This is a genomic window from Pseudomonas sp. B21-021 (genome assembly GCF_024749205.1).
Taxonomy (GTDB): domain Bacteria; phylum Pseudomonadota; class Gammaproteobacteria; order Pseudomonadales; family Pseudomonadaceae; genus Aquipseudomonas; species Aquipseudomonas paraglycinae.
This window is the reverse complement of record NZ_CP087192.1, coordinates 1,449,852-1,475,996: the sequence shown is the minus strand read 5'-3', so window position 1 is coordinate 1,475,996 and position 26,145 is coordinate 1,449,852. Positions and strand designations below refer to the sequence as shown.

Below are 26,145 nucleotides of genomic sequence, written 5' to 3'. Positions count from 1 at the left end.
CCCGCGCGCTTCGGTTTAAAGGTCGTGGTGCAAATACTTCGCTTCTTTGGGCAGGCGCAGGCTGAACAGGAACGCCACGGCCATCATGATTGTGACATACCAGTAGAACGCGTTTTCCATCCCGCCGGCCTTGAGGCTCAGCGCGACGTATTCTGCCGAACCGCCGAAGATCGCGTTGGCCACCGCATAGGCCAGACCGACCCCGAGGGCGCGGACTTCCGGCGGGAACATCTCGGCTTTCACCAGACCGCTGATCGAGGTGTAGAAACTGACGATCGCCAGCGCCAAGGTGATCAGCACAAAGGCCAGGAACGGGCTGCCGACACTTTTCAGGCTGAGCAGGATCGGCACCGTGAACAGCGTGCCGAGGCCGCCAAACCAGAGCATCGAGTTACGCCGGCCGATCTTGTCGGCGAGCATGCCGAACAGCGGCTGCATGCACATGTACAGGAACAGCGCGCCGGTCATGATGTAGCTGGCGGTCTTGGCGTGCATGCCGGCGGTGTTCACCAGGTACTTCTGCATATACGTGGTGAAGGTGTAGAAAATCAGCGAGCCGCCGGCGGTGTAGCCGAGCACGGTGATGAACGCAGCCTTGTGGTCGCGGAACAGTGCGCGGATGCTGCCGGCGTCCTTGTTCTCGCGCATTTCCTTGCTGGTGGTTTCTTTCAGCGAACGGCGCAGGAACAGCGAAATCAGCGCGGCGGCCGCACCGACCACGAACGGAATCCGCCAGCCGTAGGCACGCAACTCTTCTTCGGTGAGGAACTGTTGCAGGATCACCACCAGCAGCACCGCCAGCAGTTGCCCGCCGATCAGGGTCACGTACTGGAACGAGGCGAAGAACCCGCGCTGGCCCTTGAGCGCGACTTCGCTCATGTAGGTCGCGGTGGTGCCGTACTCACCGCCCACCGACAGGCCTTGCAACAGACGCGCGAACAACAGCAGCAGCGGCGCCCAGACGCCGATGTCCTTGTAGGTCGGCAGACAGGCGATCAGCAACGAGCCGAAGCACATCATCAGGATCGAGATCAGCATCGAGTTCTTGCGCCCGTGCTTGTCCGCCACCCGGCCGAAAATCCAGCCGCCGATCGGTCGCATCAGGAACCCGGCGGCGAAAACGCCTGCCGTGTTGACCAGCTGCACCGTGGGGTTGTCGGAGGGGAAGAACGCCGGGGCGAAATAGATCGCGCAGAAGGCGTAGACGTAGAAGTCGAACCATTCGACGAGGTTGCCGGACGACGCGCCGACAATGGCGAAGATGCGCTTGCTGCGCTCTTCACCGGTGTAATGGGAGGTGAGGGTTGTCATTGTTTTTCACTCGATAGGGACAGTGAGAGTCTAGACACACTTTGCAACAGCCCCGTTCCACATTGGATCAGCAACACGGACCTCAGATCGTTCCCACGCTCTGCGTGGGAATGCATACCGTGACGCTCCGCGTCACAGTGGACGCAGAGCGTCCATGGCGGCATTCCCACGCGGAGCGTGGGAACGATCACTACTCTGCGCGGGAACGATCGGTGTTCTTTCAATAATCGAAGAACACGGTTTCCGCATCAGTGCCCTGCAGAATCACATTCCACTGATAAACCCCCGCCGCATCCGGCTTCGCCAGCAACGTATCGCGGCGTTCGGCCGGTACGCATTCGAGCAGCGGATCGTTGACGTTCGCCGGATCGCCTTCGAAGTAGATCCGCGTCAGCAAGTGCTTCACCAGACCGCGCGCGAACACCAGCACCACCAGGTGCGGCGCCTGGGTCGAGCCTTTCAGGCCTTCGACCGTGCCCGGCTTGATGGTGGTGAAACGGAAGCGCCCTTCGGCGTCCACCGGCACCCGACCGAAACCTTCGAAATTCGGATCAAGCGGTTTGGCCTGCTCGTCTTCCGGGTGATCGTATTTGCCGGCGGCGTTGGCCTGCCAGACTTCGAGCATGGCGTCGTTGACGACATCGCCGTTGCCGTCCACCACTTGCCCGGTGATCGCCACGCGCTGGCCGAGGGTCAGTTCGTTGGCGAGGTTTTCACGGTTCAGCCAGGTCAGGCCGATGTGGTAATACGGCCCGACGGTGTGGGACGTGGTCGCAGTCAGGGTCATCTCATTTCTCCATCGGCGTGGCTTCGCGGCCGCGCAGCACGATGTCCCAGCGATAAGCGAGGGCGTAGGACGGAATGGTTTTTTCCAGATCGAAAGCGGCGATCAGGCGTTCCTTGGCCGAGGTGTCCGGCACGCAGTTGTAGATCGGGTCGTAGGCCAGCAGCGGGTCGCCCGGGAAATACATTTGCGTGACCAGGCGCGTCAGGATGCTCGGCCCGAACAGCGAGAAATGCACGTGCGCCGGGCGCCAGGCGTTGTGGTGGTTGCCCCACGGATAGGCGCCGGGCTTGATGGTCTGGAACTGATACCAGCCGTCGGCGTCGGTCACGGTGCGGCCGGTGCCGGTGAAGTTCGGATCCAGCGGTGCGTCGTGCAGGTCACGGGCATGGTTGTAGCGACCGGCGGCGTTGGCCTGCCAGATCTCCACCAGAATCCCCGGCACCGGCAGACCGTCTTCGTCGAGCACACGCCCGTGAATGATGATCCGCTCGCCGAGCGGTTCACCCTGATGCTGGGCGGTCAGATCGTTGTCGGTATCGGCCACTCGCTCGGCGCCGATGGTCGGGCCGGTGATTTCCGACAGCGAATGCGGCAGAAACACCAACGGCTTGGACGGCGAGCGCAGATTGGTGGATTGATAGGTCGGATGCAGGTACGGCGGCTGGGTGCCTTCCTGCGGGCGGCGGTAACCAGGCTTGTCAGTCATTTCGCTTTCCTCTGTTCTTTTTCGTCACGGCTTGCGTCAGACGCGTTCGATGGCCAGGGCCAGACCCTGGCCGACACCGACGCACATGGTCGCCAGACCTTTCTTGCCACCGGTCTTTTCCAGCTGATGCAGGGCGGTCAGCACCAGACGTGCGCCGCTCATGCCCAACGGGTGACCGAGGGCAATCGCGCCGCCGTTCGGGTTGACCTGGGCCGCGTCGTCCGCCAGCCCCAGCTCACGCAGCACCGCCAGACCCTGGCTGGCAAACGCTTCGTTGAGTTCGATCACATCGAAATCGCTGACCGCCACGCCGAGGCGTTCAGTGAGTTTGCGCACCGCCGGCACCGGGCCGATGCCCATCACCCGTGGCGCAACCCCGGCACTGGCCATCCCGAGCACTTTGGCGCGGGCGGTCAGACCGTGTTTTTTCACCGCTTCGGCCGAGGCCAGAATCAGCGCGGCGGCACCGTCGTTGACACCCGAAGCGTTGCCGGCGGTGACGGTCTTGTCCGGGCCGTTGACCGGTTTCAGTTTGGTCAGGGCTTCAAGCGTGGTGTCGGCGCGTGGGTGTTCGTCCTGGCTGACCACGGTTTCACCCTTCTTGTGGGCGATCCGCACTTCGACGATTTCCTCGGCGAAGTAGCCGGCAGCCTGAGCAGCGGCAGTACGTTGCTGACTGCGCAGGGCGAAAGCGTCCTGATCCTCGCGGGAAATTTCGTAATCGTCGGCGACGTTGTCGGCGGTCTGCGGCATCGCGTCGACGCCGTACTGGGCCTTCATCAACGGGTTGATGAAACGCCAGCCGATGGTGGTGTCTTCCAGCTTCATGTTGCGCGAAAACGCCGCATCAGCCTTGCCCATCACGAACGGCGCGCGGGACATCGACTCGACACCGCCGGCAATCGCCAGCTCCATTTCGCCGCTGGCGATGGCGCGGAACGCCGTGCCGATGGCGTCCATACCCGACGCGCAAAGGCGATTGAGGGTGACACCCGGAACGCTCTCCGGCAGACCGGCCAGTAACAGCGCCATGCGCGCGACATTGCGATTGTCTTCGCCGGCCTGGTTGGCGCAGCCGAGGAATACTTCGTCGATAGAGCTCCAGTCCACCGATGGGTTGCGCTCCATCAAGGCCTTGATCGGCACAGCGGCCAGGTCGTCGGCGCGAACTGCCGCCAGACCGCCACCGAAACGACCGATCGGGGTACGGATCGCATCGCAGATATAAACGTCGCGCATCATGCTTCTCCCGGTGCCTGGCCGTGGGCCGCTGCGGTACGGGCTTCGAGATCGCGCAGCGCGGTCAGCTCGACTTCGGTCGGCTCGGCAGTCGTGGCCACGCTGTCGGCAAAACGGATCGCCCAACCTGTGGCGGCGACCACTTGCTCGCGGGTCACGCCCGGGTGCAGTGCGGTGACCACAAATTCATGGGTGCCCTCTTCCGGCTCCATGATGCACAGGTCGGTGATGATCCCGACCGGCCCGGCGCCCGGCAGGCCCAGACGTTTGCGCGAATCGCCGCCCTCGCCATGTCCGACCGAAGTAATGAAATCGAGCTTGTCGACAAACGAACGTGCCGACTGTTTAAGGATGATCAGCACGCTTTTAGCGGAGCCGGCGATCTCCGGCGCGCCACCGGCACCCGGCAGACGCACTTTCGGCTGGTGATAGTCGCCGACCACGGTGGTGTTGATGTTGCCGAAACGGTCGACCTGGGCTGCGCCGAGGAAACCGACGTCGATGCGTCCGCCCTGCAGCCAGTAGCGAAAAATCTCACCGGTCGGCACGACGGTGTCAGCGGTTTCCGCCAGTTCGCCATCACCGATAGACAGTGGCAATACGCTGGGTTTCGCGCCGATCGGGCCCGACTCGTAGATCAGCACCACGTCCGGCGACGAGGTCAGGCGCGCCAGGTTGGCGGCTTTCGACGGCAGGCCGATGCCGACGAAGCACACCGAGCCGTTCTTCAGGCGACGGGCAGCGGCGACGGTCATCATTTCATTGGTGGTGTAAGTCATTACTTGGCCTCCGAAGCAGCGGCCAACTTGGCCTGGAACTCGCTGAAGTCAGCGCAGCCATGGATGTATTCATTGATCCACGCGGTAAACGTCTCACGGTCGCGGGCGATCGGATCCCACGCCTGATAGAAGCGATTGTCACGCTCGGTGTAACCGTGGGCGTAGGACGGATGCGCGCCACCGGGTACGTGGCAGACAGCGCTCAAGGCCCAGGTCGGCAGCACGCAGGCGTTCATCGGGGCGTTGAGGTTGTCGACGATTTCTTCGACGGTGACGATGCAACGCTTGGCGGCCAGTGCGGCTTCTTTCTGCACACCGAGGATGCCCCACAGCAGCACGTTGCCCTGACGGTCGGCCTTCTGGGCGTGGATCACGGTCACGTCCGGACGCACCGACGGCACCGCCGCCAGCACTTCACCGGTGAACGGGCACGTTACGGATTTGATCAGCGGGTTGACCTTCGGCAGGTCGGAACCGGCGTAGGCCCGCAGTACCGCGAATGGCAGGCCGGAGGCGCCGGCGACGTAGGCATTGGCCAGGTCGGCGTGACTGTGTTCTTCGATTTCCAGCGCATGCGGCCATTGCTTCTCGACCGCGTCGCGCAGACGGTGCAGCGAACCCACGCCAGGGTTGCCGCCCCAGGAGAAGATCAGCTTGCGTGCACAGCCGGCGCCGATCAGTTGGTCGTAGATCAGGTCAGGCGTCATCCGCACCAGGGTCAGATCTTTCTTGCCCTGACGAATGATTTCATGACCCGCCGCCGTAGGGATCAGGTGAGTGAAGCCTTCGAGCGCGACGGTGTCACCGTCGTTGACGAATTGCTTCACCGCGTCGTGCAGCGAAAGGATCTCAGCCATGGAGCGGGCTCCTGTTTTTGTAATGAATCGCCAGTGATAAAAAGGCGCGAGGTTCTGCGCCGGAGTCACTGAAGATTAAGCCGCTGATTTTCGCCAAACAATCCGATAATCGACTGAGTGTTCGTTTATCGAACAGATTGTTATCTGCCTAATGATCACTCCCGCACCGCGTGCGGGAGTGATGGACGTGGATATCAGGTCGCGTCCGCGTGACTGACCAGGCCCTTGATCACCACCGCTGCCGTGGCCAGCCCGGCCGGGATCACCAGCGCTGTCAGCACCTGTTCGAAATTCCACCCCAGGCCCAACAGGGTCGCGCCCATCCACGCCCCGAGAATCGCGCCGAACCGGCCGATCCCGAGCATCCACGAGACACCGGTCGCCCGGCCCTGCGTCGGATAAAACCGCGCTGCCAGCGACGGCATCGCCGATTGCGCGCCGTTGACGCACATGCCCGCCACCAGCACCAGCGTCGCCAGCAGCGTGATGTTGCCCAGGCTCTGCCCCACCGCGTAGGCAAACACTCCGGCCAGCAGGTAGAAAATGCCGATCACCTTGTGCGGATTGAAGCGGTCCATCGCCCAGCCTACGCCGACCGCGCTCAACACCCCGCCGAACTGGAACAGCGCGCCGATAAACGCCGCCTGCTCCATGCTCGCGCCGCTGTCACGCATCAGGGTCGGCAGCCAGCTGGTCAGCAGGTAAACGATCACCAGGCCCATGAAGTAGGTCAGCCACAGCAGCAACGTGCCGACGCTGTAGGTGCCCGAGAAAATCACCGCGAACACATTGCGCGCTTTGACGGTTTTCTGTTCCGGCACGCTGAAACTCGCGGCCTGAGCGACGGTGGCAGGGTCAATGGGCGCGAGAGTCTCGCGCACTTTGTCGGTGCCGCGATTGCGCACCACCAGATAACGCGCCGATTCCGGCAGCCAGAGCAGCAACACCACGGTGAGGATCAGCGGCAGGATCCCGCCGATCAACAGCAGACTGTGCCAGCCGAATGCAGGGATCAGCTTGGCCGAGATGAATCCACCGCCGGCCATGCCGAGGTTGAAGCCGCAGAACATGCTGGTCACCAGAAGCGATTTCTTGCGCTCCGGGGTGTATTCCGACAGCAGCGTGGTGGCATTCGGCATGCCGGCGCCCAGCCCCAGGCCGGTGAGAAAACGCAGCACCAGCAGTTGATCGACGTTGGTGGCGTAGGCCGAAGCCAGGCTGAAAGCACCGAACAGAAAAACCGCGCCGACCAGTACGACTTTTCGCCCGAAGCGGTCAGCCAACGGCCCGGAGCCCAGCGCGCCGAAGACCATGCCGATCAGCGCGGCACTCATCACCGGGCCAAGGCTGGCGCGGTCGATGCCCCAGTCCTGGGACAGGGCCGGCGCGATAAAACCCATGGCCGCGGTGTCGAGGCCATCGAGGAACACAATCAGGAAACACAGGATCACCACTCGCCATTGATAGCGCGAGATCGGTTGGGCATTGATGAAGGACTGCACGTCGAGGCAGTGACCTACAGCGGACTGAGGCTGGTTCATTATTTTTATTCCACGCAAGAAAACGCAGTCGAACGGCGGCCGGCCAGAGAGCGGCACGGTCACAACTATATAAGGAAGGAATCAGGCGTTGCGCTAATACCGGCAACAGGAACGGGAGCGGCGACAGTCGGGGAACGTGCGCATGGGAAGTTGCCTCTTGTCATTATTATGGGAGTCGACAATCCGGCGGGCTCATTCACATTCGCGCCGGATGACGCTGCCGCGACATTAATGATCCGGGGGTTTTAGCGTCAATTCGATAAACGCAACTCTGTGCGTTTATCGAACAGCTTCATCAGGCAAACAACTGCGCACTGAGGTCGCGGCTGGCGCTCAACAGGCCGGGCAGAAAGCGCTGCTCAAGCTCGGTGCGGCTGACGCGACCGGCGTGGGTGCTGACGTTGAGCGCGGCCACCACCTGGCCGGAAGCATCATAGACCGGCACGGCAATCGAACGCAGCCCTTGTTCCAGTTCCTGATCGACGATGCACCAGCCCTGCTGCCGCACTTCCTGCAAACATTCGAGCAAGGCGTCGGGGGTGTGGATGGTGCGGCTGGTCTTGGCGACCAGTTCGGCGTGGTCGAGATATTCGCGCAGCGACGTGTCGTCCAGCGCTGCCAGCAGGATCCGCCCCATGGACGTGCAGTACGCCGGCAAACGCCCGCCCACCGAGAGGTCCACCGAAATCAGACGCTGAGTGGTGGCCGATCGGGCGATGTAAAGAATGTCGTCGCCCTCCAGCGTGGCCATGTTGCAGGCCTCGTGCAGTTGCTCGCTCATGCGGTCGAGGTACGGCTGGGCCGAGACCGCCAGCGGCGTCGAAGACAGATAGGCGTGACCGAGGGTCAGCACTTTGGGCAGAAGCGAATAAGTGCGCCCGTCGGTGGTGGCGTAGCCGAGCTTGATCAGTGTGTGCAGGCAACGGCGCACGGCGGCGCGGGGAATTTCCGTGCGATGGCTGATCTGGGCGATGGTCAGGTGGCGCTTGCGCTCCTGAAACGCCTGCACCACCGCCAGGCCACGGGCCAGGGAGGTCATGAAATCCGGATCACCGGTCAGGGCCTGGATACGCTTGGCCGGCGAAGCGACGATCGGCGGCGCTACCGAGGTGAAGGAATTGCGCATTTGATCGTTCATGTCAGGTCCTTTTTTTCTTGTTCGGATCAACGGCTATACAAGCGGCTCGCCGGCGGATACACAAGCGACAGACCGCCAACACCGGGCGATTATCGAACCGTCGACCGATAATCGCAATCGCCCTCGCCTCCTCGGCCGGGCTGTGCAGGCCGGATTTGAACTTGGAACGCCGGTGCGGTTTAAGCGCCTTAGTTGTTCGACTAAATGGCGCCAGAAACCAAACACTGCGCAACAACGATGCAACTATTGATGAAAGTTGCACGTCACAAAACAATCACACATCCGGAACCGTTTTTAACTTGGCAAAGATAGTCAATCCCGATTCGGCCGCTATAATGCACCTCAGTGACACCGCGCTTTTATTTGCCGACGGTGCCACCCGCTGGCGCGATGTCCATCGCCGCCGGCCCCGGCCAGCGCCTGATGCTCATTACTCATGCACCGCCAGCGCGCTCGCTGAAACAGGAAACTGATGCTGCGTCAGTTTTAATCTGGTGCCGTAGCCGCCTGCAACATGGAAGTCCTGACCGTCTTCCCGACAACACCGCTGCCTGTCCGGGCGAGCGCTTGTTGGTGAACCGGTTAAATGATTCGTTGCAGTGCGTTCACCAGACATTTATCTCAACTCATACAGGTAGCACTGTGACGAAAGACGAACTGCGCGCGGAACTTGAGCGCCAGGAACAACGTTACAAGGAAGTTTACGGCGGGGAAGTCACCACCTACGCCGCCCAGCCCGAACCAGAACGCAAAGCCTGGCGTAAACGCCCTACCGTTCAGGATCAGGTCTTCCAGCAAGAACTGAAAAAAATGGAAGAGGAACTCAAAGCCGAAGAGCCTTGATGCCTTCCTTTGAGACTTTCGAGGGTAAGCGTACTCACCGGGCTACAAGCACGGTGGACTGACGATGCCTTGCGCGCCCGCTACCCGCGGGCAGCGGCCAACTCCCCTGTATTGCACAGGTCTGGAGCATGTCAGACGCGTTTCTCAGATATTTCATACAAGTTTCAGCCCCCTCCCGACAACCGGCCAATCCGCCGGCGCATCGCATTTTTCTCAATTGAATCAACACCTTGCAAAACCCTGTAAAAAGCTTGGGTAATGCACCTTGATACAAATTAATTTGGCGAAGACGCTTACCGATGAGCAGGTAGGGGATCGATTTCCAGTCTTTTCTGGCATAATCGCGCCCCCTTATGACCGGGTCAGAAAACCTTCATGATCGATTTATTCAGCGGACTGGATGCCTGGGTGCTTGTGAGCCTCCTGCTCGCCCTGACATTTGTCCTCGCCTTCGAGTTCATCAATGGATTTCATGACACCGCTAACGCGGTAGCCACTGTTATCTACACCAAAGCGATGCCGCCTCACCTGGCGGTGTTCTTCTCGGGCGTGTTCAACTTCCTCGGCGTATTGCTGGGCGGCGTTGGCGTGGCGTATGCCATCGTGCACCTGCTGCCGGTAGAACTGTTGATCAACGTAAACACCGGCCATGGTCTGGCAATGGTGTTCTCGCTGCTCGCCGCCGCGATCGCCTGGAACCTGGGCACCTGGTACTTCGGTATCCCGGCCTCCAGCTCGCACACGCTGATCGGTTCGATCCTCGGTGTCGGCCTGGCCAACGCCCTGATCAACGAAATTCCACTGGCTGACGGCGTCAACTGGCAGAAAGCGATCGATATCGGCGCCTCGCTGGTGTTCTCGCCGATGGCCGGATTCCTGATCGCCGCGCTGGTGCTGATCGGCCTGAAGTGGTGGCGCCCGCTGTCGAAGATGCACAAGACGCCGGAACAGCGCCGCAAGATCGACGACAAGAAGCACCCACCGTTCTGGAACCGCCTGGTCCTGGTGATCTCGGCCATGGCCGTGAGCTTCGTGCACGGCTCCAACGACGGCCAGAAAGGTATCGGCCTGATCATGCTGGTACTGATCGGTATCGTGCCTGCGCAGTTTGTACTCGACCTGAACAGCACCACCTACCAGATCGAACGTACTCGCGATGCGACCCTGCATCTGAGCCAGTTCTACAAGCGCAACGCCGACACCCTGGGCGAATTCCTGGCCCTGGGCAAAAGCGTGGAAGGCGACCTGCCGGAGAAATTCCGTTGCAACCCGCAACAGACCGAACCGACCATCGCCGCCCTCCTCGACACCCTCAAAGGTGTAGCGGACTACCACTCGCTGTCCTCGGAAAGCCGCATCGAAGTGCGTCGCTACCTGCTCTGCCTGGACGACACCGCGAAGAAAGTCAGCAAACTGCCAGGCCTGGCACCGCGTGAAAAGGCTGACCTGGACAAACTGCGCAAAGACCTGACCACCACCACCGAATACGCCCCGTTCTGGGTAATTCTGGCGGTCGCACTGGCCCTGGGCCTGGGCACCATGGTTGGCTGGAAACGCGTGGTACTGACCATCGGTGAGAAGATCGGCAAACAAGGCATGACCTACTCGCAAGGCATGTCGGCCCAGATCACCACCGCCAGCCTGATCGGCATGGCCAACATCTTCAGCCTGCCGGTGTCCACCACCCACGTCCTCTCCTCGGGCGTTGCCGGCACCATGGTCGCCAACAAAAGCGGCCTGCAAGGCGGCACGGTGAAAACCATCCTGCTGGCCTGGGTCCTGACCCTGCCAGCCACCGTGGCCCTGTCGGCCGGCCTGTTCTGGCTGGCATCGAAAGCGCTGGGTAGCTGATAGACCGCTGAAATGAAAAAGGCGTGATTCGAAAGGATCACGCCTTTTTTGTTGCCTTCAGAAATGGGACGCGGAGCGTCCCGGGCTGCATTCCCACGCAGAGCGTGGGAACGATCAAGCTGTTAGCTTCCGCTTCCCACCACTCACCACGATGAGCGTTAGCTCGAGTACCGCTCTTGACGTGCCGGCCCCATCGGAAGGCTGAGTGGAGGGATTTATCCGGGGGTGGGCGCGTAGCGCCGTTTGGCGGAGCCAAACACATCGAGAGGAGGTGCAGCGAAGCAAACCGTAGGCGATGCCCCCGGATGAATCCCGGAACGAAGGAACGCCGAGCCTAAGCGAGGCGCCGAACGCAGGGGCCAAGCCCTTTGGTTACTTTGGGGCGTTTGCCAAAGTGACCCGCCGTAAGGGCGGAACCATAAGCGGCAACACCCACAAAAACGGATATTCACAAAAAACACCCAAAGCATGGTCGGCCCAAAGGCCGCCAATACACAAAAAAAAGGGCAACCGAAGTTGCCCAAAATGCCTTGCGTGCTCATCAAACCCGGAAGAATCAAGGCTTCTTGCGCTTATTCGCATCCTTCCAGATAAAAAATCCAAACCCTGCAAAAAACAGAACCATCAGCCCCACAGTCAGGACCCCGGCAAACACCACGTTATCGAAAAACATGACTGGCCTCCTGGCCCCTGCTCTGCTGCGATGGAGCTAAGTTAACCAATCAGGCAGGCGCAGGAATTGACCGGGATCAATGCCGGTCACCATGGGGAGGAAAGGAAGGGAAATAACTGACCTGCATCAACGGATGCAGGGGAGATCAACGCTTTTTCGGTTTGTTTTTCGGCTTTTTCTTCGGTTTACCCAAAGGCATGGCCTGCTCGAAAGCCTGGCGTACTTCATTCAGGCGCTTCTCGTTGAGGTCATGAACCCGCTTGGCGCGTTCGGTGTTGAGGTCGATCAGCTTGTCGTCTTGGCTCATGGCGTTCGGTGCATCACTTGGACTGAATCACAACTGCCGGATCACCGACAGGACTGCGCCAATAATGCGGCCTGACGCAGGCGCTGACCAGCCACTGACCTAAACGCGCTACAACAATTCATGTACCGCCCACCGGATTTGCCCGCACAATCGGCGCCTCGCCCTGAACCCGAAGGATCTGCGCCGTGCCCCTGCATCAGGATCTGCCACCGCTGATGGCCTTGCGCGCCTTTGAGGCCGTGGCCCGCCATTTGAGTTTCATCAAGGCTGCCGATGAGCTGTCGGTGACCCAAAGCGCGATCAGCCATCAGGTGCACAAACTCGAAGAATTCCTCGATCAGCGACTGTTCGTGCGCCGCACCCGGGCGATCGATCTGACACCCGCCGGCGAACAATACTACCGGCAGATCGAGCCGGCCCTCGCCGCGATCGCCGCCGCCACCCACGACCTGCGCGGCGAGCGCCCCACCACCCTGCGCATCGGTCTGCTCGCCTCTTTCGCCACTTTATGGCTGGCGCCGCGTCTGGCGGATTTCAACGCGAAATACCCGAACATCCATGTCGAGCTGCTGCCCGCCGTGCAACTGGCCGATGTCGACGCCGGCGAGGTGGATCTGGCGATCCGCTACGGCAAGGGCGGCTGGCCGAAAGTCCAGGCCCGCCGGTTCATGGGCGAAACCCTGACGCCAGTCTGCAGCCCGGCCTTCAAGGCCAAAGGCGTGAACAACGGCCCCTTGCTGATGGCCAAGTCGCACCAGCCGTTCGAATGGATCGACTGGCAGCAACACAGCGGCATCGATCTGGCTCATGTGCCCAGCGTCATGCTCCACGACTACAACATCGTCGTCGAAGCAGCCGTCGCCGGTCAGAGCATTGCCATGGGTCGCCAGCGAATGATCGAACGGCGGATCAAGGAAGGCGCGCTGGTGCCGGCCTTCGACACGCCGCCAATGCTCGGCGAGATCGGTTATTGGCTGGTCACCCCGCAACGCCCACAAACTCCGGCTGCGCAAAGTTTCTGCGAGTGGCTGGAGGAAACCGCGAACGCATGAGTTTTTTGGATGCGTCGGATTAAATCTATCCGTTTGTCGCCCTTCGCTCGCATCAACATGCTGAAGCCCTCACTCAGGAGGACTTCCCATGACCGATTCCCTCAGCCAACGCGTTCAACAACTCGGCTTGCGCCTGCCCGAACCGAGCCAGCCGATCGCCAATTACGTCAACCATGTGGTCAGCCAGAATCAGCTGTTCATCTCCGGGCAGATTCCATTACTCGACGGAAAACCTGCGTTCATCGGGCGATTGGGCGAAGCGATCTCCGACGAAGAAGGGGCCAACGCCGCTGAACTGGCTGCCTTGGGCCTGCTCGCCCAGTTGAGCCATGCGCTGGGCGATGACCTGTCGAAACTGGTGCGCATCCTGCGCCTCGGGGTTTTCGTGGCCGCCACACCGGACTTCAAGGCTCAGGGCGTCGTCGCCAACGGCGCCTCGAACCTGCTGGTCAACGCCCTCGGCGACAAGGGCCGGCACGTGCGCACCGCGGTCGGTGTGGCGAGCCTGCCGGCCGGCGTCGCGGTGGAAATCGACGCGATCTTCGAGCTCAAACCGTGAACATCGACGACCTCTCGCGCCTGCGCGCCGCCACGCCCGGCTGCGCTCAGGTGGTCCACTTCAACCACGCCGGCGCCTCGTTGCCGAGTCAGGCGACCCTCGACGCGGTGATCGAACAGTTGCAACGCGAAGCGCTCGGCGGGCCGATGGAAGTGGCGAACAACCGGGTACAGGAACGCGCGCGCATCGCGGCCGCCACCTTGTTCAACGCCCAGCCCGAGGACATAGCCTTCGCCAGCAGCGGCTCGGCGGCCTGGAGCCAGGCGTTCAACGCGCTGGGGCCGTGGCAGCCCGGCGAGCGGATTCTGGTGGGGCGCCATGAATGGGCCGGCAATCTGGCGTGCATCGCCGAAGCGGTGAAGGCCGGCGCGCGGCTCGAAGTGATTCCTTGTGACGCCCATGGCGCGGTCGACCCGCAAGCCTTGGCGCAGATGATCGACAGCCAGGTACGCCTGATCGCCCTGACCTGGCTGCCGGCCAACGGCGGCCTGATCAACCCCGCCGCGCAGATCGGCAGTGTGGCGCGGCGCCACGGCATCCCTTATTTCATCGACGCCGGTCAGGCGCTGGGCCAGTTGCCTTGCGATGTTCAAGACTTGCAGTGCGACGTGCTCAAGGGTGCCGGGCGCAAATTCCTGCGCGGGCCGCGCGGCACGGCGCTGATGTACATTCGGCCGCAATTCCTGCAACGGCTGCTCCCCGTGCAACGCGATGTATTGTCGGCGCCGTGGGACGGCAAAAGATTCACCCTGCGCGACGACGCGCGACGCTTTGAAACCAGTGAAGTGTCGCTGGCGTTACTGGCCGGGCTGGCCAATGCGCTGGAAGAGTACAACCGCCTCGGCGCGATCCCCGTCCGCCGGCGCATCGAACAACTGAGCAACGGATTGCGCCAACGCCTGAAGGCGATTCCTGGCCTCACGCTACGGGATCTCGGAGCGACCAATCAACAATCCGGGCTGATCGCCTTCACGCTTGAAGGCTGGGACAGTGTGGCGCTGAAGCAGACGTTGGCCGAACGAGGAATCAACATCGGCGCCAATGGCGTGGCCTACACGCCGCTGGACATGCAGGCGCGCGGGCTGACGAATATTGCGCGGGTGGCGGTGAGCTATTTGAACACGCAAGAGGAGATCGACGTGCTGCTGGAAAACCTGACGGAGCTGGCCGCCCGGCCTCAGATTTCGATATCGACCCAAAGCCCCTGACGCGGCTGATCTTCCATCAACGGAGCCACCGGCACGGTGTTGTCGGCATTCAGTTCGGTGCCCGGCACGGCGAGGTGCGCTTCGGGGTCGTCGTCGGCTTCGCGGCGACGGCGATCGCGTTCCTGCTGGCGGCGCTGCTCTTCGCGCAGCAGATAGCCGTCCTCTTCCGGATCGCGCTTTTGCAGGTCGATGGTGCTTTCGTTGGAGCTTTCCTGCACCGGCACCACAGGGGGAATGTCCGGTCGCTGGCGGATCGGATCCTGCTGGGAGGTGATCGGCACGGCGCTCAGGGGGAGCATCGGTGGCAGCATATGAAGGGTCTCCTGTCAGCAGGTTATCGGCGGCGCCAGGGGTGCCTTGAGCCATCGGTCGCAAACTTGTGACCGGTTTGGCACTCAAGGGTGCCGCAACATCCCGTAAAACCGATGCATGACCTAATCTTCCCTGCAATTGGCCGATTGCGGTTAAAAGCCGGGCCGAGGCTCCTTATCCTTTGGCCTCGGGCCCTCATTCCGTTAAGATAGCCCGCTTTTTCAAGGTGGGAGTCAGGCAGCATGGCGCAGCAGTATCAACCGGGGCAACGCTGGATCAGTGACAGCGAAGCAGAGCTTGGTTTAGGCACCGTTCTGGCACAGGACGGCCGCTTGTTGACCGTGCTTTACCCGGCCACTGGCGAGACTCGCCAGTACGCGCTACGGAATGCGCCCCTCACCCGCGTGCGGTTCTCGCCCGGCGATTCGATCACGCACTTCGAAGGCTGGAAGATGACTGTCCAGCAAGTCGACGACGTCGACGGCCTGATGGTCTATCACGGCCTCAACGCGCAGAACGAAGCGGTCACCCTGCCGGAAACCCAGCTGTCGAACTTCATTCAGTTCCGTCTGGCCAGCGACCGTCTGTTCGCCGGCCAGATCGACCCGCTGGCCTGGTTCTCCCTGCGTTATCACACCCTGGAACACACCAGCCGCCAGTTGCAGTCTTCGCTCTGGGGCCTGGGTGGCGTGCGCGCACAACCGATCGCCCACCAGTTGCACATTGCCCGTGAAGTCGCCGACCGCATCGCGCCGCGCGTATTGCTGGCGGACGAAGTAGGTCTGGGCAAGACCATCGAAGCCGGCCTGGTGATCCATCGCCAGTTGCTGTCGGGCCGCGCCAACCGCGTGCTGATCCTCGTACCGGAAAACCTCCAGCACCAGTGGCTGGTGGAAATGCGCCGCCGTTTCAACCTGCAGGTCGCGCTGTTCGACGAAGAACGCTTCATCGAAAGCGATGCCACCAACCCGTTCGAAGACACTCAGCTGGCCCTGGTGGCGCTGGAGTGGCTGGTCGACGACGAAAAGGCGCAAGACGCCCTGTTCGCTGCCGGCTGGGACCTGATGGTGGTCGACGAAGCCCACCACCTGGTGTGGCACGAAGAGAAAGTCAGCCCGGAATACTCGCTGGTTGAGCAACTGGCCGAAGTCATTCCCGGCGTATTGCTGCTCACTGCCACCCCGGAACAACTCGGCCAGGACAGCCACTTCGCCCGTCTGCGCCTGCTCGATCCGAACCGTTTCCATGACCTGGCCGCCTTCCGCGCCGAGAGCGAAAACTATCGCCCGGTGGCCGAAGCCGTTCAGGAGCTGCTGGACAAGGGTCGCCTGTCGCCGGCCGCGCACAAGACCATCCACGGTTTCCTCGGCAACGAAGGTGAAGCCCTGCTCACCGCCGTCAACGATGGCGACACCGAAGCCAGCGCCCGCCTCGTGCGTGAACTGCTCGACCGCCACGGCACCGGCCGCGTGCTGTTCCGTAACACCCGCGCCGCCGTGCAGGGTTTCCCGGAGCGCAAACTGCACCCGTACCCGCTGCCGTGCCCGGACGAATACCTCGAACTGCCGCTGGGCGAACACGCCGAGCTGTACCCGGAAGTCAGCTTCCAGGCCCAGCCGGACGCCAGCGAAGAAGAACGCTGGTGGAAATTCGACCCGCGCGTCGAGTGGCTGATCGACCAGCTGAAAATGCTCAAGCGCACCAAAGTGCTGGTGATCTGCGCCCATGCCGAAACCGCGATGGACCTGGAAGACGCTCTGCGAGTGCGCTCCGGCATCCCGGCCACGGTGTTCCACGAAGGCATGAACATCCTCGAGCGTGACCGCGCCGCCGCCTACTTCGCCGACGAAGAGTTCGGCGCGCAGGTGCTGATCTGCTCGGAAATCGGCAGTGAAGGTCGCAACTTCCAGTTCGCCCACCACCTGGTGCTGTTCGATCTGCCGTCGCACCCGGACCTGCTGGAACAACGGATCGGTCGTCTCGACCGGATCGGCCAGAAGCACATCATCGAACTGCACGTGCCGTACCTGGAAACCAGCCCGCAAGAGCGCCTGTTCCAGTGGTATCACGAAGCCCTGAACGCGTTCCTCAATACCTGCCCGACCGGCAACGCCTTGCAGCATCAGTTCGGCCCGCGCCTGCTGCCGCTGCTCGAAGAAGCCGACGACGGCGAGTGGCAAGCGCTGATCGACGAGGCGCGCACCGAGCGCGAGCGTCTGGAAGCCGAGCTGCACACCGGTCGCGACCGTCTGCTGGAACTCAACTCCGGCGGCGCCGGCGAAGGTGAAGCACTGGTCGAGGACATCCTCGAACAGGACGATCAGTTCGCCCTGCCGATCTACATGGAAACCCTGTTCGACGCGTTCGGCATCGACAGCGAAGACCATTCGGAAAACGCCCTGATCCTCAAGCCGAGCGAGAAGATGCTCGACGCCAGCTTCCCGCTGGGCGACGACGAAGGCGTGACCATCACCTACGACCGCAACCAGGCGCTGTCGCGCGAAGACATGCAGTTCATCACTTGGGAACACCCGATGGTGCAGGGCGGCATGGATCTGGTGCTGTCCGGTTCGATGGGCAACACCGCCGTCGCGCTGATCAAGAACAAGGCGCTCAAGCCAGGCACTGTTTTACTGGAACTGCTCTACGTCAGCGAAGTGGTTGCCCCGCGCTCGCTGCAACTGGGCCGTTACTTGCCGCCGGCCGCCCTGCGCTGCCTGCTCGATGCCAACGGCAACGACCTGTCGTCGCGCGTGGCGTTCGAAACCCTCAACGATCAACTGGAAAGCGTGCCGCGCGCCAGCGCCAACAAGTTCATCCAGGCCCAGCGCGATCAGCTGACGCCACGGATCAACGCCGGTGAAGACAAGATCACCCCGCGTCACGCCGAGCGCGTGGCCGAGGCCCGCCGCCGTCTGGCAGCCGACACCGACGAAGAACTGGCACGCCTGACCGCGTTGCAGGCGGTCAACCCGACCGTGCGCGACAGCGAACTGGACGCCCTGCGCAAGCAGCGTGAACAGGGTCTGGCGATGCTCGACAAGGCCGCGCTGCGACTGGAAGCGATCCGGGTGCTGGTGGCGGGCTAAACCGCCCTGCTCCATCGCCAAAAACGAAAAGGCCCGCAGCGATGCGGGCCTTTTTGTTTGCCTGATATTAATGCTGCGCGGCTGATTGCCTCTTCGCGAGCAAGCCCGCTCCCACAGTTGAGCCGGTTCCTTCAGGAGGAAATGCGGTCGAATGTGGGAGCGGGCTTGCTCGCGAAGGCGATTACGCAGTCACCGCTGCGCCCTCTGGCTCAACCACCGCAACCAGCCCTTCCTTCATCCGCTTCGCATCCCGCACAAAACAGCGCGAGGCGAGGAACAGGAACACCATGGTCAGGAACAGCGCCACCGGAATCAGGTACATCGCATCATGCAGCCCGACGGCCTTGAACGCTTCGGTCATCTGCTCGGCGCCCGCCGAGACCATCGCCGACTTGGCGAAGTGATCCGACAAACCACCAACTACCACCGGCCCCAGACCGCCGCCGAGCAAATACAAACCGGCAAAGAACAGCGCCATCGCCGTGGCCCGCAGGCGCGGCTCGACCACGTCCTGAATCGCCGTGTACACGCAGGTGTAGAAGTTGTAGGCGAACAGCCAGCCAACGCTGAACACTGCGACAAACACCCCGATCTCGATGCGCCCGGCATGCAGCGCCCACGCCGTGCACAGGGTCGAGATGATCAGGCTGAACGCGGCAAACAGCAGTCGCCCGTTGGCCACCCGCTGGTGAATCTTGTCGGCGATCCAGCCACCGAGGGTCAGACCGATCAGCCCGGTCACACCGACGATCACCCCGGTCGCCACCGCCGCTTCCTGCAACGGCATCAGGAAATAACGCTGCAGCATCGGCACCAGGAACGAGTTGCAGGCATAGGTCGCAAAGTTGAAGCACAGCCCGGCCATCACCAGCCACAGGAAGGTCGGCACGGCGAGGACGCGGCGAATCGGCCTGTCGACTTTCTCCTGGGACACCTGCACGGTTTCCGCCGCGCCGCGCTTGGGTTCCTTGATGAAGAACATGAACACCGCCAGCACCAGCCCCGGCACGGCGGCGATGAAGAACGGCGCGCGCCAGCTGTCGAACGCCTTGACCATCCAGCCGATGGTGAAGAAGGCCAGCAGCAGCCCCAGCGGCAGGCCGAGCATGAAAATGCCCATGGCCCGGGCCCGGCGGTGAGCGGGGAACAGGTCGCCGATCAGCGAGTTGGCGGCGGGCGCGTAACTGGCTTCACCGATGCCGATGCCCATGCGCACCAGCAGGAAACTCCAGAAACTGCCGACCAGACCGTTGACCGCCGTCAGCGCGCTCCAGGTCGCCAGGCCCCAGCCCATCAGTTTGCTGCGCGAACCAGTGTCGGCCATGCGCCCCAGTGGTAAGCCGGCAATCGCGTAGACCAGGGTGAACGCCGTGCCGACGATCCCCAACTGAAAGTCGCTGAGGTGCCATTCCATGCGGATCGGTTCGATGATGATCGCCGGAATGGTGCGGTCGAAGAAGTTGAACAGGTTGGCGAGGAACAGCAGGAACAGAATGCGCCAGGCATTCGCCGCTTGGGTCGAGTTCTGCATGGGTCCGTCTCTTTATTGTTATTAGGGCTTCACTGCCAACGCATCCGAGCCCGGAACCTGCAATCTAGTCACGCTCGTCGGGGCTGTCTGTGATCATTCGTCAGCCTGATGACGGGCCATGGCCGTGTAACGAAACGTAAGCCCTTGAAATGCTTCGAATCCCCCTAAAACCGGGGTTTTGCGGAAAAATCCGGCAATGAAAAAATACTTTCTCGCCCCCCTTCCCAACGCCGTGGCAAAGCCTAGAATGGCCGCCGGATCCGTCCGGATCCTGCCGATCAATCCCTTTGATACCCCCGCCCATGTCCGAAGTCAGTCCGTGTCTGAATTGCGGTGCCTGCTGTTCCCATTTTCGTGTTTCTTTTTTCTGGGGTGAATGCGCATCCTCCGGCGGGACCGTACCCGATGAACTGGTCACCCAGATCACGCCCAGCCGTGTCGCGATGATCGGCACCGACCGCAAGGCGCCGCGCTGCACTGCGTTGGAGGGCGAAGTCGGAAAGTCGGTGGCTTGCACGATCTACGACAAGCGTTCCAGCCCCTGCCGCGAGTTCGAGGCGTCGTGGGAAAACGGCGAACAGAACACCGACTGCGACAAGGCGCGGGCACGTTTCGGCCTGCCGCCGCTGCAACCGCACTGGAACGAAGTCGCCTGAGTTCAGGCGTTTCAACGCTTAGCGCCAAACGCTATGACGCTCATGCCAAAATCATTAGCGCCAATGTGCCACTACCGCTTGCACGCCAAAAACCGCCTCTATACTGCAAACATTCGCCTGCGTTGATGACGCAGTAAGGACGTACTCAGAGACGGGGCATGCTATGGAGTGGCTTGGGTTGCAGTTTGTTGCCGAGCAGCCGGAGAGCGGGCAGGTCATCCTCAATTGCACTCACAATCCCCTGTTGGTGCTGGTGGCTTATCTGGTCGCCTGCGCCGCGAGTTTCGCTACCCTCGACATGGCCGAACGGGTCGTCCACGCTGAAGAACCCGGCTCGCAACGACTGTGGCGCTGGATCGGCGCAACCTGCCTGGCCGGCGGTATCTGGGCCATGCACTTCATCAGCATGCTGGCGTTCCAGGCGCCGATCGACATCCAGTACGACCTGCCCGTGACCCTGTTTTCCCTGGTGATCGCGTTACTGGCGTCCTGGCTGGCCATGCACACCCTCAGCCATCCGCAGCCGAGTCTGCTGCAATACCTCAAGACCGCCATCGTCATCGGCCTGGGCATCGCCGGCATGCACTACGTCGGCATGGCCGCCATCGAATCCGCCGCCACGGCTTACTACGAGCCCATCCTGTTCGTGTCATCGATTGTTATCGCCATCGGCGCCAGCTTCGCCGCGCTGTGGGTGGCCGGTTACTTGCGCGAAGGCAGCGGCCTGCACATCCAGCTGCTCAAATACCTGGCCGCGCTGATTCTCGGCGCCGGCATCCTCAGCATGCATTTCACCGGCATGGCGGCGCTGCAACTGGTGCTGCCCGAGGGGCAATTGCCGACATTGGCGTCGCAAACCGGTCACTTGCAGTTGGGCCTCACCGTCGCGCTGATCACGCTGCTGATTCTCGGCAGCGCCATCAGCGCCGCATTGGCCGACAAGAAGCTGCAGAACAAGGAGCACGATCTGCGTCGGGTCAACGCCCTGCTAAGCCAGCTCGATCAGGCGCGCATGTCGCTGCAGCACGTGGCCAACTACGACGCCCTGACCAACCTGATCAACCGGCGCGGCTTCAATCAGATCTTCGCTGAAAAACTCAGCCAGAAATCCAGCGAAGGCGGCATGCTGGCGGTGATGTTTCTCGACATCGACCACTTCAAACGCATCAACGACAGCCTCGGCCATGACGCCGGTGACGAACTGCTCAAGGTCATCGCCCAGCACATCAAAGGCTCGGTGCGCAGCCATGAAGACGTGGTCGCGCGGTTCGGCGGCGACGAGTTCTGCATCCTCATCGGCCTGCGCGACCGCGAAGAAGCGCGCAACCTGGCCCAGCGCATCATGGTCAAGATGAAGGAGCCGATCGAACTGGCCGGACGGCGCATGGTGATGACCACCAGCATCGGCATCAGCCTGTTTCCCGAGGACGGCTCCACTTGCGATGAACTGCTCAAGCACGCGGATCTGGCGCTGTACCAATCCAAGGGTGCAGGACGCAACGGCGTGCACTTCTTCGATTCCAACCTGAAGAACCGCGCCAGCCTCGAACTGCAACTGGAGGAAGAACTGCGCCACGCCCTGCGTCAGGAGAACGGTCTGCTGCTGTATTACCAGCCGATCTTCGAACTCAAGACCGGCAAGGTCACCAAGCTCGAAGCGCTGATCCGCTGGCAGCACCCGGTGCACGGCCTGCTCACCCCGGACCGGTTCATTGCCATCGCCGAAAACAACGGCCTGATTGCCGAACTCGACAACTGGGTCCTGCGCAAAGCCTGTGAAGACCTCGGCGAGCTGTCGCGCCATGGCTGTGAAGAACTGAAGATTGCCTGGAACTGCTCACCGCTGAATCTGGCCCGGGAAGAACTGGCCAATGAAATCGAGCATGCCCTGCGCAGCGCCGGGGTCGCCCCGGAACGGCTGGAACTGGAAGTCACCGAAAACGCCTTGATGGGCAACATCGCCAACACCCTGGTGTTGTTGCGACAGATCCGCGCCCTCGGCGTGTCACTGTCGATCGACGACTTCGGCACCGGTTATTCGTCGCTGGCCTATCTCAAGCGCCTGCCGCTCAACACCCTGAAAGTCGACCGCTCGTTCATCCTCGATATTCCCAAGGCCACCGCCGACATGGAGATCGTCCAGGCGATCATCGTCATGGCGCACACCCTGCACTTGCAGGTGGTTACCGAAGGCGTTGAAAGCCTGGAGCAATACGAATTCCTGGAGCGCTCGGGCTGCGACTTCATTCAGGGTTACCTGCTCAGCCGCCCGGTGCCACTGGCGGAACTGCGCCCGGTGCTGGAGGAAATCAACCAGCGCAAACACGCGCACACGGTCAATCCGCTGAGTCTGGCGCGCGGTACATTTGCACCAGTGTCGCTGGATCCTTCTGCAAAAAGCCTTGTGCCCCATGCAGGCGCATCAGTTGTGCGGCCAATCCGCTGATCGGCGTGGCCGAGCCGGTTTCCCGGGAAAACTTCACCGCGGTATCCAGATCCTTGAGCAGCGTGCGCACGTGCCACTTCACCGGCTCGAAACGGCTTTCGGCCATTTGCGGAGCGAGGATCTGCAACGGTTTGGAATCAGCGAAACCACCGGCCAAGGCCTCGGCGATCAGGCTGGCATCGACCCCGGCCTGCTCGGCCAGCGCCACCACTTCGGCGATCACCAAGGCATTGCAGGCGACGATCATCTGATTGCAGGCCTTGGTCACCTGACCGGCGCCGACGCCGCCCATGTGTGTGACGCGCTGCCCGAGTTCGAGCAATACCGGTCGCACGCGATCAAGATCCGCTGCATCACCGCCGACCATGATCGCCAGGCTGCCGGCCTCGGCCCCGACCACCCCGCCGGACACCGGCGAATCCAGCCAGGCCATGCCTGTCTTGCCGGCCAGTTCGGCTGCCATCTCACGGGTAGCCGTCGGTTCGAGGCTGGAAAAATCCACCAGCAACTGACCGGGTTTCGCCCCTTCGGCCACGCCGGCCGGGCCGAACACCACCTCGCGCACCACCGCCGTGTCCGCCAGGCACAGCATCACCACATCAGCCTGTCCACAGAGTTCAGCGGGGCTCGCCACCTGCCGGGCGCCGGCCTCGACCAGCGGCGCGCACTTGGCCGGGTTGCGGTTCCACACGGTCAGCGGATAACCGGCGGCCAGCAAGCGGCGGCACATCGGCAGGCCCATCAGGCCGATTCCGGCAAACCCCAACGAAGGTCGCGTTGACATCATTTAGCCTCCTTTTGATTAAAGATCGCCGAATAATGGCCGATTCATCATCGATCAGGAAAGGATTCCCCCGCGCGACACTCAGGCAAAGTCCCTGACGCACGGGCAAAACACGCGCAGAAAAAAGACGCGAGATTCCCATTCCGTGAGGCTCGACGACAGCGGTCGTTGATCCAACCAGTCCAGGTATATGGCGCACAATGACTTCTAAAAACAATCCGGCCACTGCGGTATCCGATCTGACTCTGAGCCCTGCGGCGAACAGCCCTGCCCCGATGAAGCCATTGCCACCCTCGCGCCCGCTGGGCACCCAGCAATACCTGTACTTCACCGAAACCAATACCGACCGCATCCTCGACAACCTCGATGGCCTGCGTGACCTGGTGTTCCCGCGCCCGCCGCACCTGGAAGGCGACAACGAACAGCACAACGACCAGGAATTCCCGTCGGTGTGCCTGATCGGCCTCGGTCGCTGTGGCTCCAACATCGCCCTCGACGTGGCGGAATTGGTGTACAACGCGCGCAAGTTCTACCTCAACGAATTCAACAACGAGGATCGTCCATCGAGCGATCGTCGCCTGGCCGACAAGGGCTACAGCCCGGCCCAGTGGATCAAGACCAACCTGCGGATCGGACCGAACAAGGGCAGCAAACCGGTGTTCCTGGTGGAACCGCTGGTGATGCTCGGCGACCTCGACAAGGACATCGCCGGACGCATCCGTTTCTCGCGCAAGGGCGAAAAAAGCGGTTTCCTGCGCGACTACAGCAAGATGAAGATCATGGACTTGTCCGAAGTCCACGCCGGTGGCGCCGGTAACGCGCCGATCCTCGGCCAGTACCTGGCGAAGATCATCCTCAACAAGGACACCCAGCGTTTCTCCAGCCCTGACTGGAAAATGATCCACTCGTACCTGATCGACAGCTGCGGCATCAAGGCCAACCAGTCGCGGCTGTATTTCTCGATCTTCAGTGCCGGCGGCGGTACCGGTTCGGGCATGGCTTCGGAATTCGGTCTGGCCCAGCAGCACTCGTACATGAACAAGACGTTCGACACCAAGCCGATGGACGAACATGACGGCAAGAGCGGTCATTCGTTCGTGTTCGAACCGATCTTCACCAGCGGCATCTGCGTGCTGCCGAACATTTCCGACCACCGCAGCGAAATGTCCGAGGCGCTGCACATCAACGCCGGTCGCCTGCTGTGCAAATACCTCTCGGAAGAATGGGATTTCTCGTACAACTTCGCCAACGAAGACAGCAGCGAAGCCAGCGTCATGGGCCGTATCCGCCCATGGAACGCGATGATGCTGATCTCCAACGACATCATGCGTTACGCCGAAGAGAGCGATGACGGCAACATCCAGAACATTGATGTCAATGCGATGGAAAAGCACGCCAACCAGTACATCTCGCAGCAGATCTTCAACATTCTGACGGCCCAGGCGGTCACGACCGACTACGACCAGAACTATTTCCGTCGCGCCGGCATCGACATCGGCGAGACCATTCGCCTGGACGCCAACGACCTGTTCATGAGTCTGGCCGGCCCGGTGGCGATTGCCTACGCCGAATCCGTGGTGCCGGAAACCCCGCCGCCGAGCAGCGACAAGTTCAAGGTGTTCGACAAAGAGCCGCAGCGCCTGAACATCGACGACCTGTTCTTCCGTTCGATCGACCTGCCGCACTTCAACAAGGTGACCCAGGCCATCGAAGGCATCAGCCTGCTGCCGATCGAGTCCAAGCGCTATCGCGCGTCGCTGGAGCAGTACAAGAACTCCGGCTACGACGCGGCCGCGCTGCATGACCTGCACTTCTTCAAGAACTGCTCGTCGGTGGTCTCGATCGTTTCGCTGCCAAAAGACTACAAGCTGTCGTACATGGACCTGAACCGGTTGAAGACCCACCTCAACAGCCTGTTCCCCAACACCACGCTCAAGCGCTATGCGCTGGTGATCGGCGCCTCGGCCAACCTGTCGCTGACCACCCTGATCGCCAAGAGCCCGTGCCTGTCGGACGACTTCCTGACGCTGATCGTGGCGTTCATCAAGCGTTGCTTCGCCAAGACCCCGTACCGTTTCGACGAGACCCTGGACAACTCGATCCTCGACTTCATCATCAACGAAGAATTCGACGAAGACCGCATCGACGACCTGCTCAACGAATTCGAGAACCCGGCGAAGATCCTCGATACCAACTGGTACGCGATCAAGCCGATGTACGAGAAGAAGTACCGCGAGCTGATCAACGACAAAGATAAGTTTGTCTCGATCAACGACATTCGCCTGTCGCGCGATTGCGTGAAGAAGTCGATCAAGTACCTGCGCGAGATCTACCGTCACCGGATCGGCAAGACCAAGGTCATCTCGCTGAATAACCATACTGGCAAGTCTTACTCGGTCTGACACCAGACCGAGGCGCCCCCATCGCGAGCAGGCTCGCTCCCACAATGGAATGCATTTCCTGTGGGAGCGAGCCT

The 26,145-nt window shown here is 61.7% G+C and carries 22 protein-coding genes; 9 read left to right on the top strand and 13 right to left on the bottom strand.

Translation table 11 applies throughout. The annotated features are described in order from the left end of the window. Positions 1–15: 15 nt before the first annotated feature. The 8 genes from LOY31_RS06530 to pcaR form a co-directional block, all read right to left on the bottom strand. Positions 16–1,311, bottom strand: coding sequence for an MFS family transporter (locus LOY31_RS06530; protein WP_258712991.1), 1,296 nt, complete (start codon positions 1,309–1,311; stop codon positions 16–18). 220 nt (positions 1,312–1,531) lie between these two features. Then, positions 1,532–2,098, bottom strand: coding sequence for a protocatechuate 3,4-dioxygenase subunit alpha (gene pcaG, locus LOY31_RS06525; protein ID WP_039771428.1), 567 nt, complete (start codon positions 2,096–2,098; stop codon positions 1,532–1,534). 1 nt (position 2,099) lies between these two features. After that, the gene (pcaH, locus tag LOY31_RS06520) at positions 2,100–2,804 is read right to left on the bottom strand and encodes a protocatechuate 3,4-dioxygenase subunit beta (RefSeq protein WP_011332820.1); all 705 of its coding nucleotides are present in this window, start codon (positions 2,802–2,804) and stop codon (positions 2,100–2,102) included. Positions 2,805–2,840: 36 nt separating this feature from the next. After that, a complete protein-coding gene (gene pcaF, locus LOY31_RS06515) occupies positions 2,841–4,046 on the bottom strand; it encodes a 3-oxoadipyl-CoA thiolase (RefSeq protein ID WP_258712990.1) in 1,206 nt (401 codons plus the stop codon). After that, entirely contained in the window at positions 4,043–4,822 is a 780-nt protein-coding gene (locus tag LOY31_RS06510) for a CoA-transferase subunit beta (protein WP_007957829.1), read from the bottom strand. Before LOY31_RS06510 ends, pcaF begins: the two co-directional genes overlap by 4 nt. Continuing rightward, positions 4,822–5,679, bottom strand: a complete 858-nt coding sequence (locus tag LOY31_RS06505) for a CoA transferase subunit A (protein ID WP_003222404.1) — start codon at positions 5,677–5,679, stop codon at positions 4,822–4,824. Before LOY31_RS06505 ends, LOY31_RS06510 begins: the two co-directional genes overlap by 1 nt. A 194-nt stretch (positions 5,680–5,873) precedes the next feature. Further along, entirely contained in the window at positions 5,874–7,220 is a 1,347-nt protein-coding gene (locus LOY31_RS06500; RefSeq protein WP_127797145.1) for an MFS transporter, read from the bottom strand. Between the two features lie 295 nt (positions 7,221–7,515). Next, positions 7,516–8,358: a pca regulon transcriptional regulator PcaR gene (gene pcaR / locus LOY31_RS06495; RefSeq protein ID WP_007917109.1), complete on the bottom strand. Its 843-nt coding sequence runs from the start codon at positions 8,356–8,358 to the stop codon at positions 7,516–7,518. Between the two features lie 642 nt (positions 8,359–9,000). On the opposite strand from pcaR, the gene LOY31_RS06490 reads away from it, so the two are divergent. Both LOY31_RS06490 and LOY31_RS06485 read left to right on the top strand, forming a co-directional pair. Further along, complete coding sequence (locus LOY31_RS06490) at positions 9,001–9,201, top strand: hypothetical protein (protein WP_007957826.1); 201 nt, start codon at positions 9,001–9,003, stop codon at positions 9,199–9,201. 375 nt (positions 9,202–9,576) lie between these two features. Further along, positions 9,577–11,052 carry an inorganic phosphate transporter gene (locus LOY31_RS06485; RefSeq protein WP_007957824.1) on the top strand — a complete coding sequence of 492 codons (1,476 nt, stop codon included), beginning with the start codon at positions 9,577–9,579 and terminating at the stop codon, positions 11,050–11,052. A gap of 556 nt (positions 11,053–11,608) precedes the next feature. Here LOY31_RS06485 and ccoM read toward each other — a convergent pair. Both ccoM and LOY31_RS06480 read right to left on the bottom strand, forming a co-directional pair. Continuing rightward, positions 11,609–11,725 carry a cytochrome c oxidase subunit CcoM gene (gene ccoM / locus LOY31_RS29380; RefSeq protein WP_007959205.1) on the bottom strand — a complete coding sequence of 39 codons (117 nt, stop codon included), beginning with the start codon at positions 11,723–11,725 and terminating at the stop codon, positions 11,609–11,611. Between the two features lie 145 nt (positions 11,726–11,870). Then, a complete protein-coding gene (locus LOY31_RS06480) occupies positions 11,871–12,032 on the bottom strand; it encodes a hypothetical protein (protein WP_007959203.1) in 162 nt (53 codons plus the stop codon). A gap of 185 nt (positions 12,033–12,217) precedes the next feature. Between LOY31_RS06480 and LOY31_RS06475 the strand changes: the two genes are divergently transcribed. From LOY31_RS06475 to LOY31_RS06465, 3 genes are all read left to right on the top strand, one after another. Then, positions 12,218–13,084, top strand: coding sequence for a LysR substrate-binding domain-containing protein (locus LOY31_RS06475; protein WP_258712989.1), 867 nt, complete (start codon positions 12,218–12,220; stop codon positions 13,082–13,084). A gap of 88 nt (positions 13,085–13,172) precedes the next feature. Beyond that, entirely contained in the window at positions 13,173–13,643 is a 471-nt protein-coding gene (locus LOY31_RS06470) for a RidA family protein (RefSeq protein WP_074691428.1), read from the top strand. After that, positions 13,640–14,851 carry an aminotransferase class V-fold PLP-dependent enzyme gene (locus LOY31_RS06465; protein ID WP_258712988.1) on the top strand — a complete coding sequence of 404 codons (1,212 nt, stop codon included), beginning with the start codon at positions 13,640–13,642 and terminating at the stop codon, positions 14,849–14,851. The genes LOY31_RS06470 and LOY31_RS06465 overlap by 4 nt, the downstream gene beginning before the upstream one ends. On the opposite strand, the gene LOY31_RS06460 is transcribed toward LOY31_RS06465, so the two are convergent. Continuing rightward, positions 14,821–15,162: a hypothetical protein gene (locus tag LOY31_RS06460; protein WP_007959194.1), complete on the bottom strand. Its 342-nt coding sequence runs from the start codon at positions 15,160–15,162 to the stop codon at positions 14,821–14,823. The genes LOY31_RS06465 and LOY31_RS06460 overlap by 31 nt on opposite strands. Before the next feature lie 243 nt (positions 15,163–15,405). Between LOY31_RS06460 and rapA the strand changes: the two genes are divergently transcribed. Next, entirely contained in the window at positions 15,406–18,252 is a 2,847-nt protein-coding gene (rapA, locus tag LOY31_RS06455) for an RNA polymerase-associated protein RapA (RefSeq protein ID WP_258712987.1), read from the top strand. Positions 18,253–18,433: 181 nt separating this feature from the next. Here the strand turns inward: rapA and LOY31_RS06450 are convergent, their stop codons facing one another. Continuing rightward, positions 18,434–19,783 carry an MFS transporter gene (locus LOY31_RS06450; protein ID WP_258712986.1) on the bottom strand — a complete coding sequence of 450 codons (1,350 nt, stop codon included), beginning with the start codon at positions 19,781–19,783 and terminating at the stop codon, positions 18,434–18,436. Positions 19,784–20,085: 302 nt separating this feature from the next. On the opposite strand from LOY31_RS06450, the gene LOY31_RS06445 reads away from it, so the two are divergent. Together LOY31_RS06445 and LOY31_RS06440 are read left to right on the top strand one after the other, a co-directional pair. Continuing rightward, entirely contained in the window at positions 20,086–20,439 is a 354-nt protein-coding gene (locus tag LOY31_RS06445; RefSeq protein WP_007959180.1) for a YkgJ family cysteine cluster protein, read from the top strand. Positions 20,440–20,602: 163 nt separating this feature from the next. Further along, on the top strand, positions 20,603–22,885 hold the full coding sequence (locus LOY31_RS06440) for a bifunctional diguanylate cyclase/phosphodiesterase (protein WP_258712985.1): 2,283 nt from the start codon (positions 20,603–20,605) through the stop codon (positions 22,883–22,885). Here LOY31_RS06440 and LOY31_RS06435 read toward each other — a convergent pair. Then, on the bottom strand, positions 22,776–23,672 hold the full coding sequence (locus LOY31_RS06435) for an NAD(P)-dependent oxidoreductase (RefSeq protein WP_258712984.1): 897 nt from the start codon (positions 23,670–23,672) through the stop codon (positions 22,776–22,778). The genes LOY31_RS06440 and LOY31_RS06435 overlap by 110 nt on opposite strands. Before the next feature lie 197 nt (positions 23,673–23,869). Here LOY31_RS06435 and LOY31_RS06430 point away from each other — a divergent pair, with 197 nt between their 5' ends. Continuing rightward, a complete protein-coding gene (locus tag LOY31_RS06430) occupies positions 23,870–26,071 on the top strand; it encodes a hypothetical protein (RefSeq protein ID WP_258712983.1) in 2,202 nt (733 codons plus the stop codon). Positions 26,072–26,145: the final 74 nt, after the last annotated feature.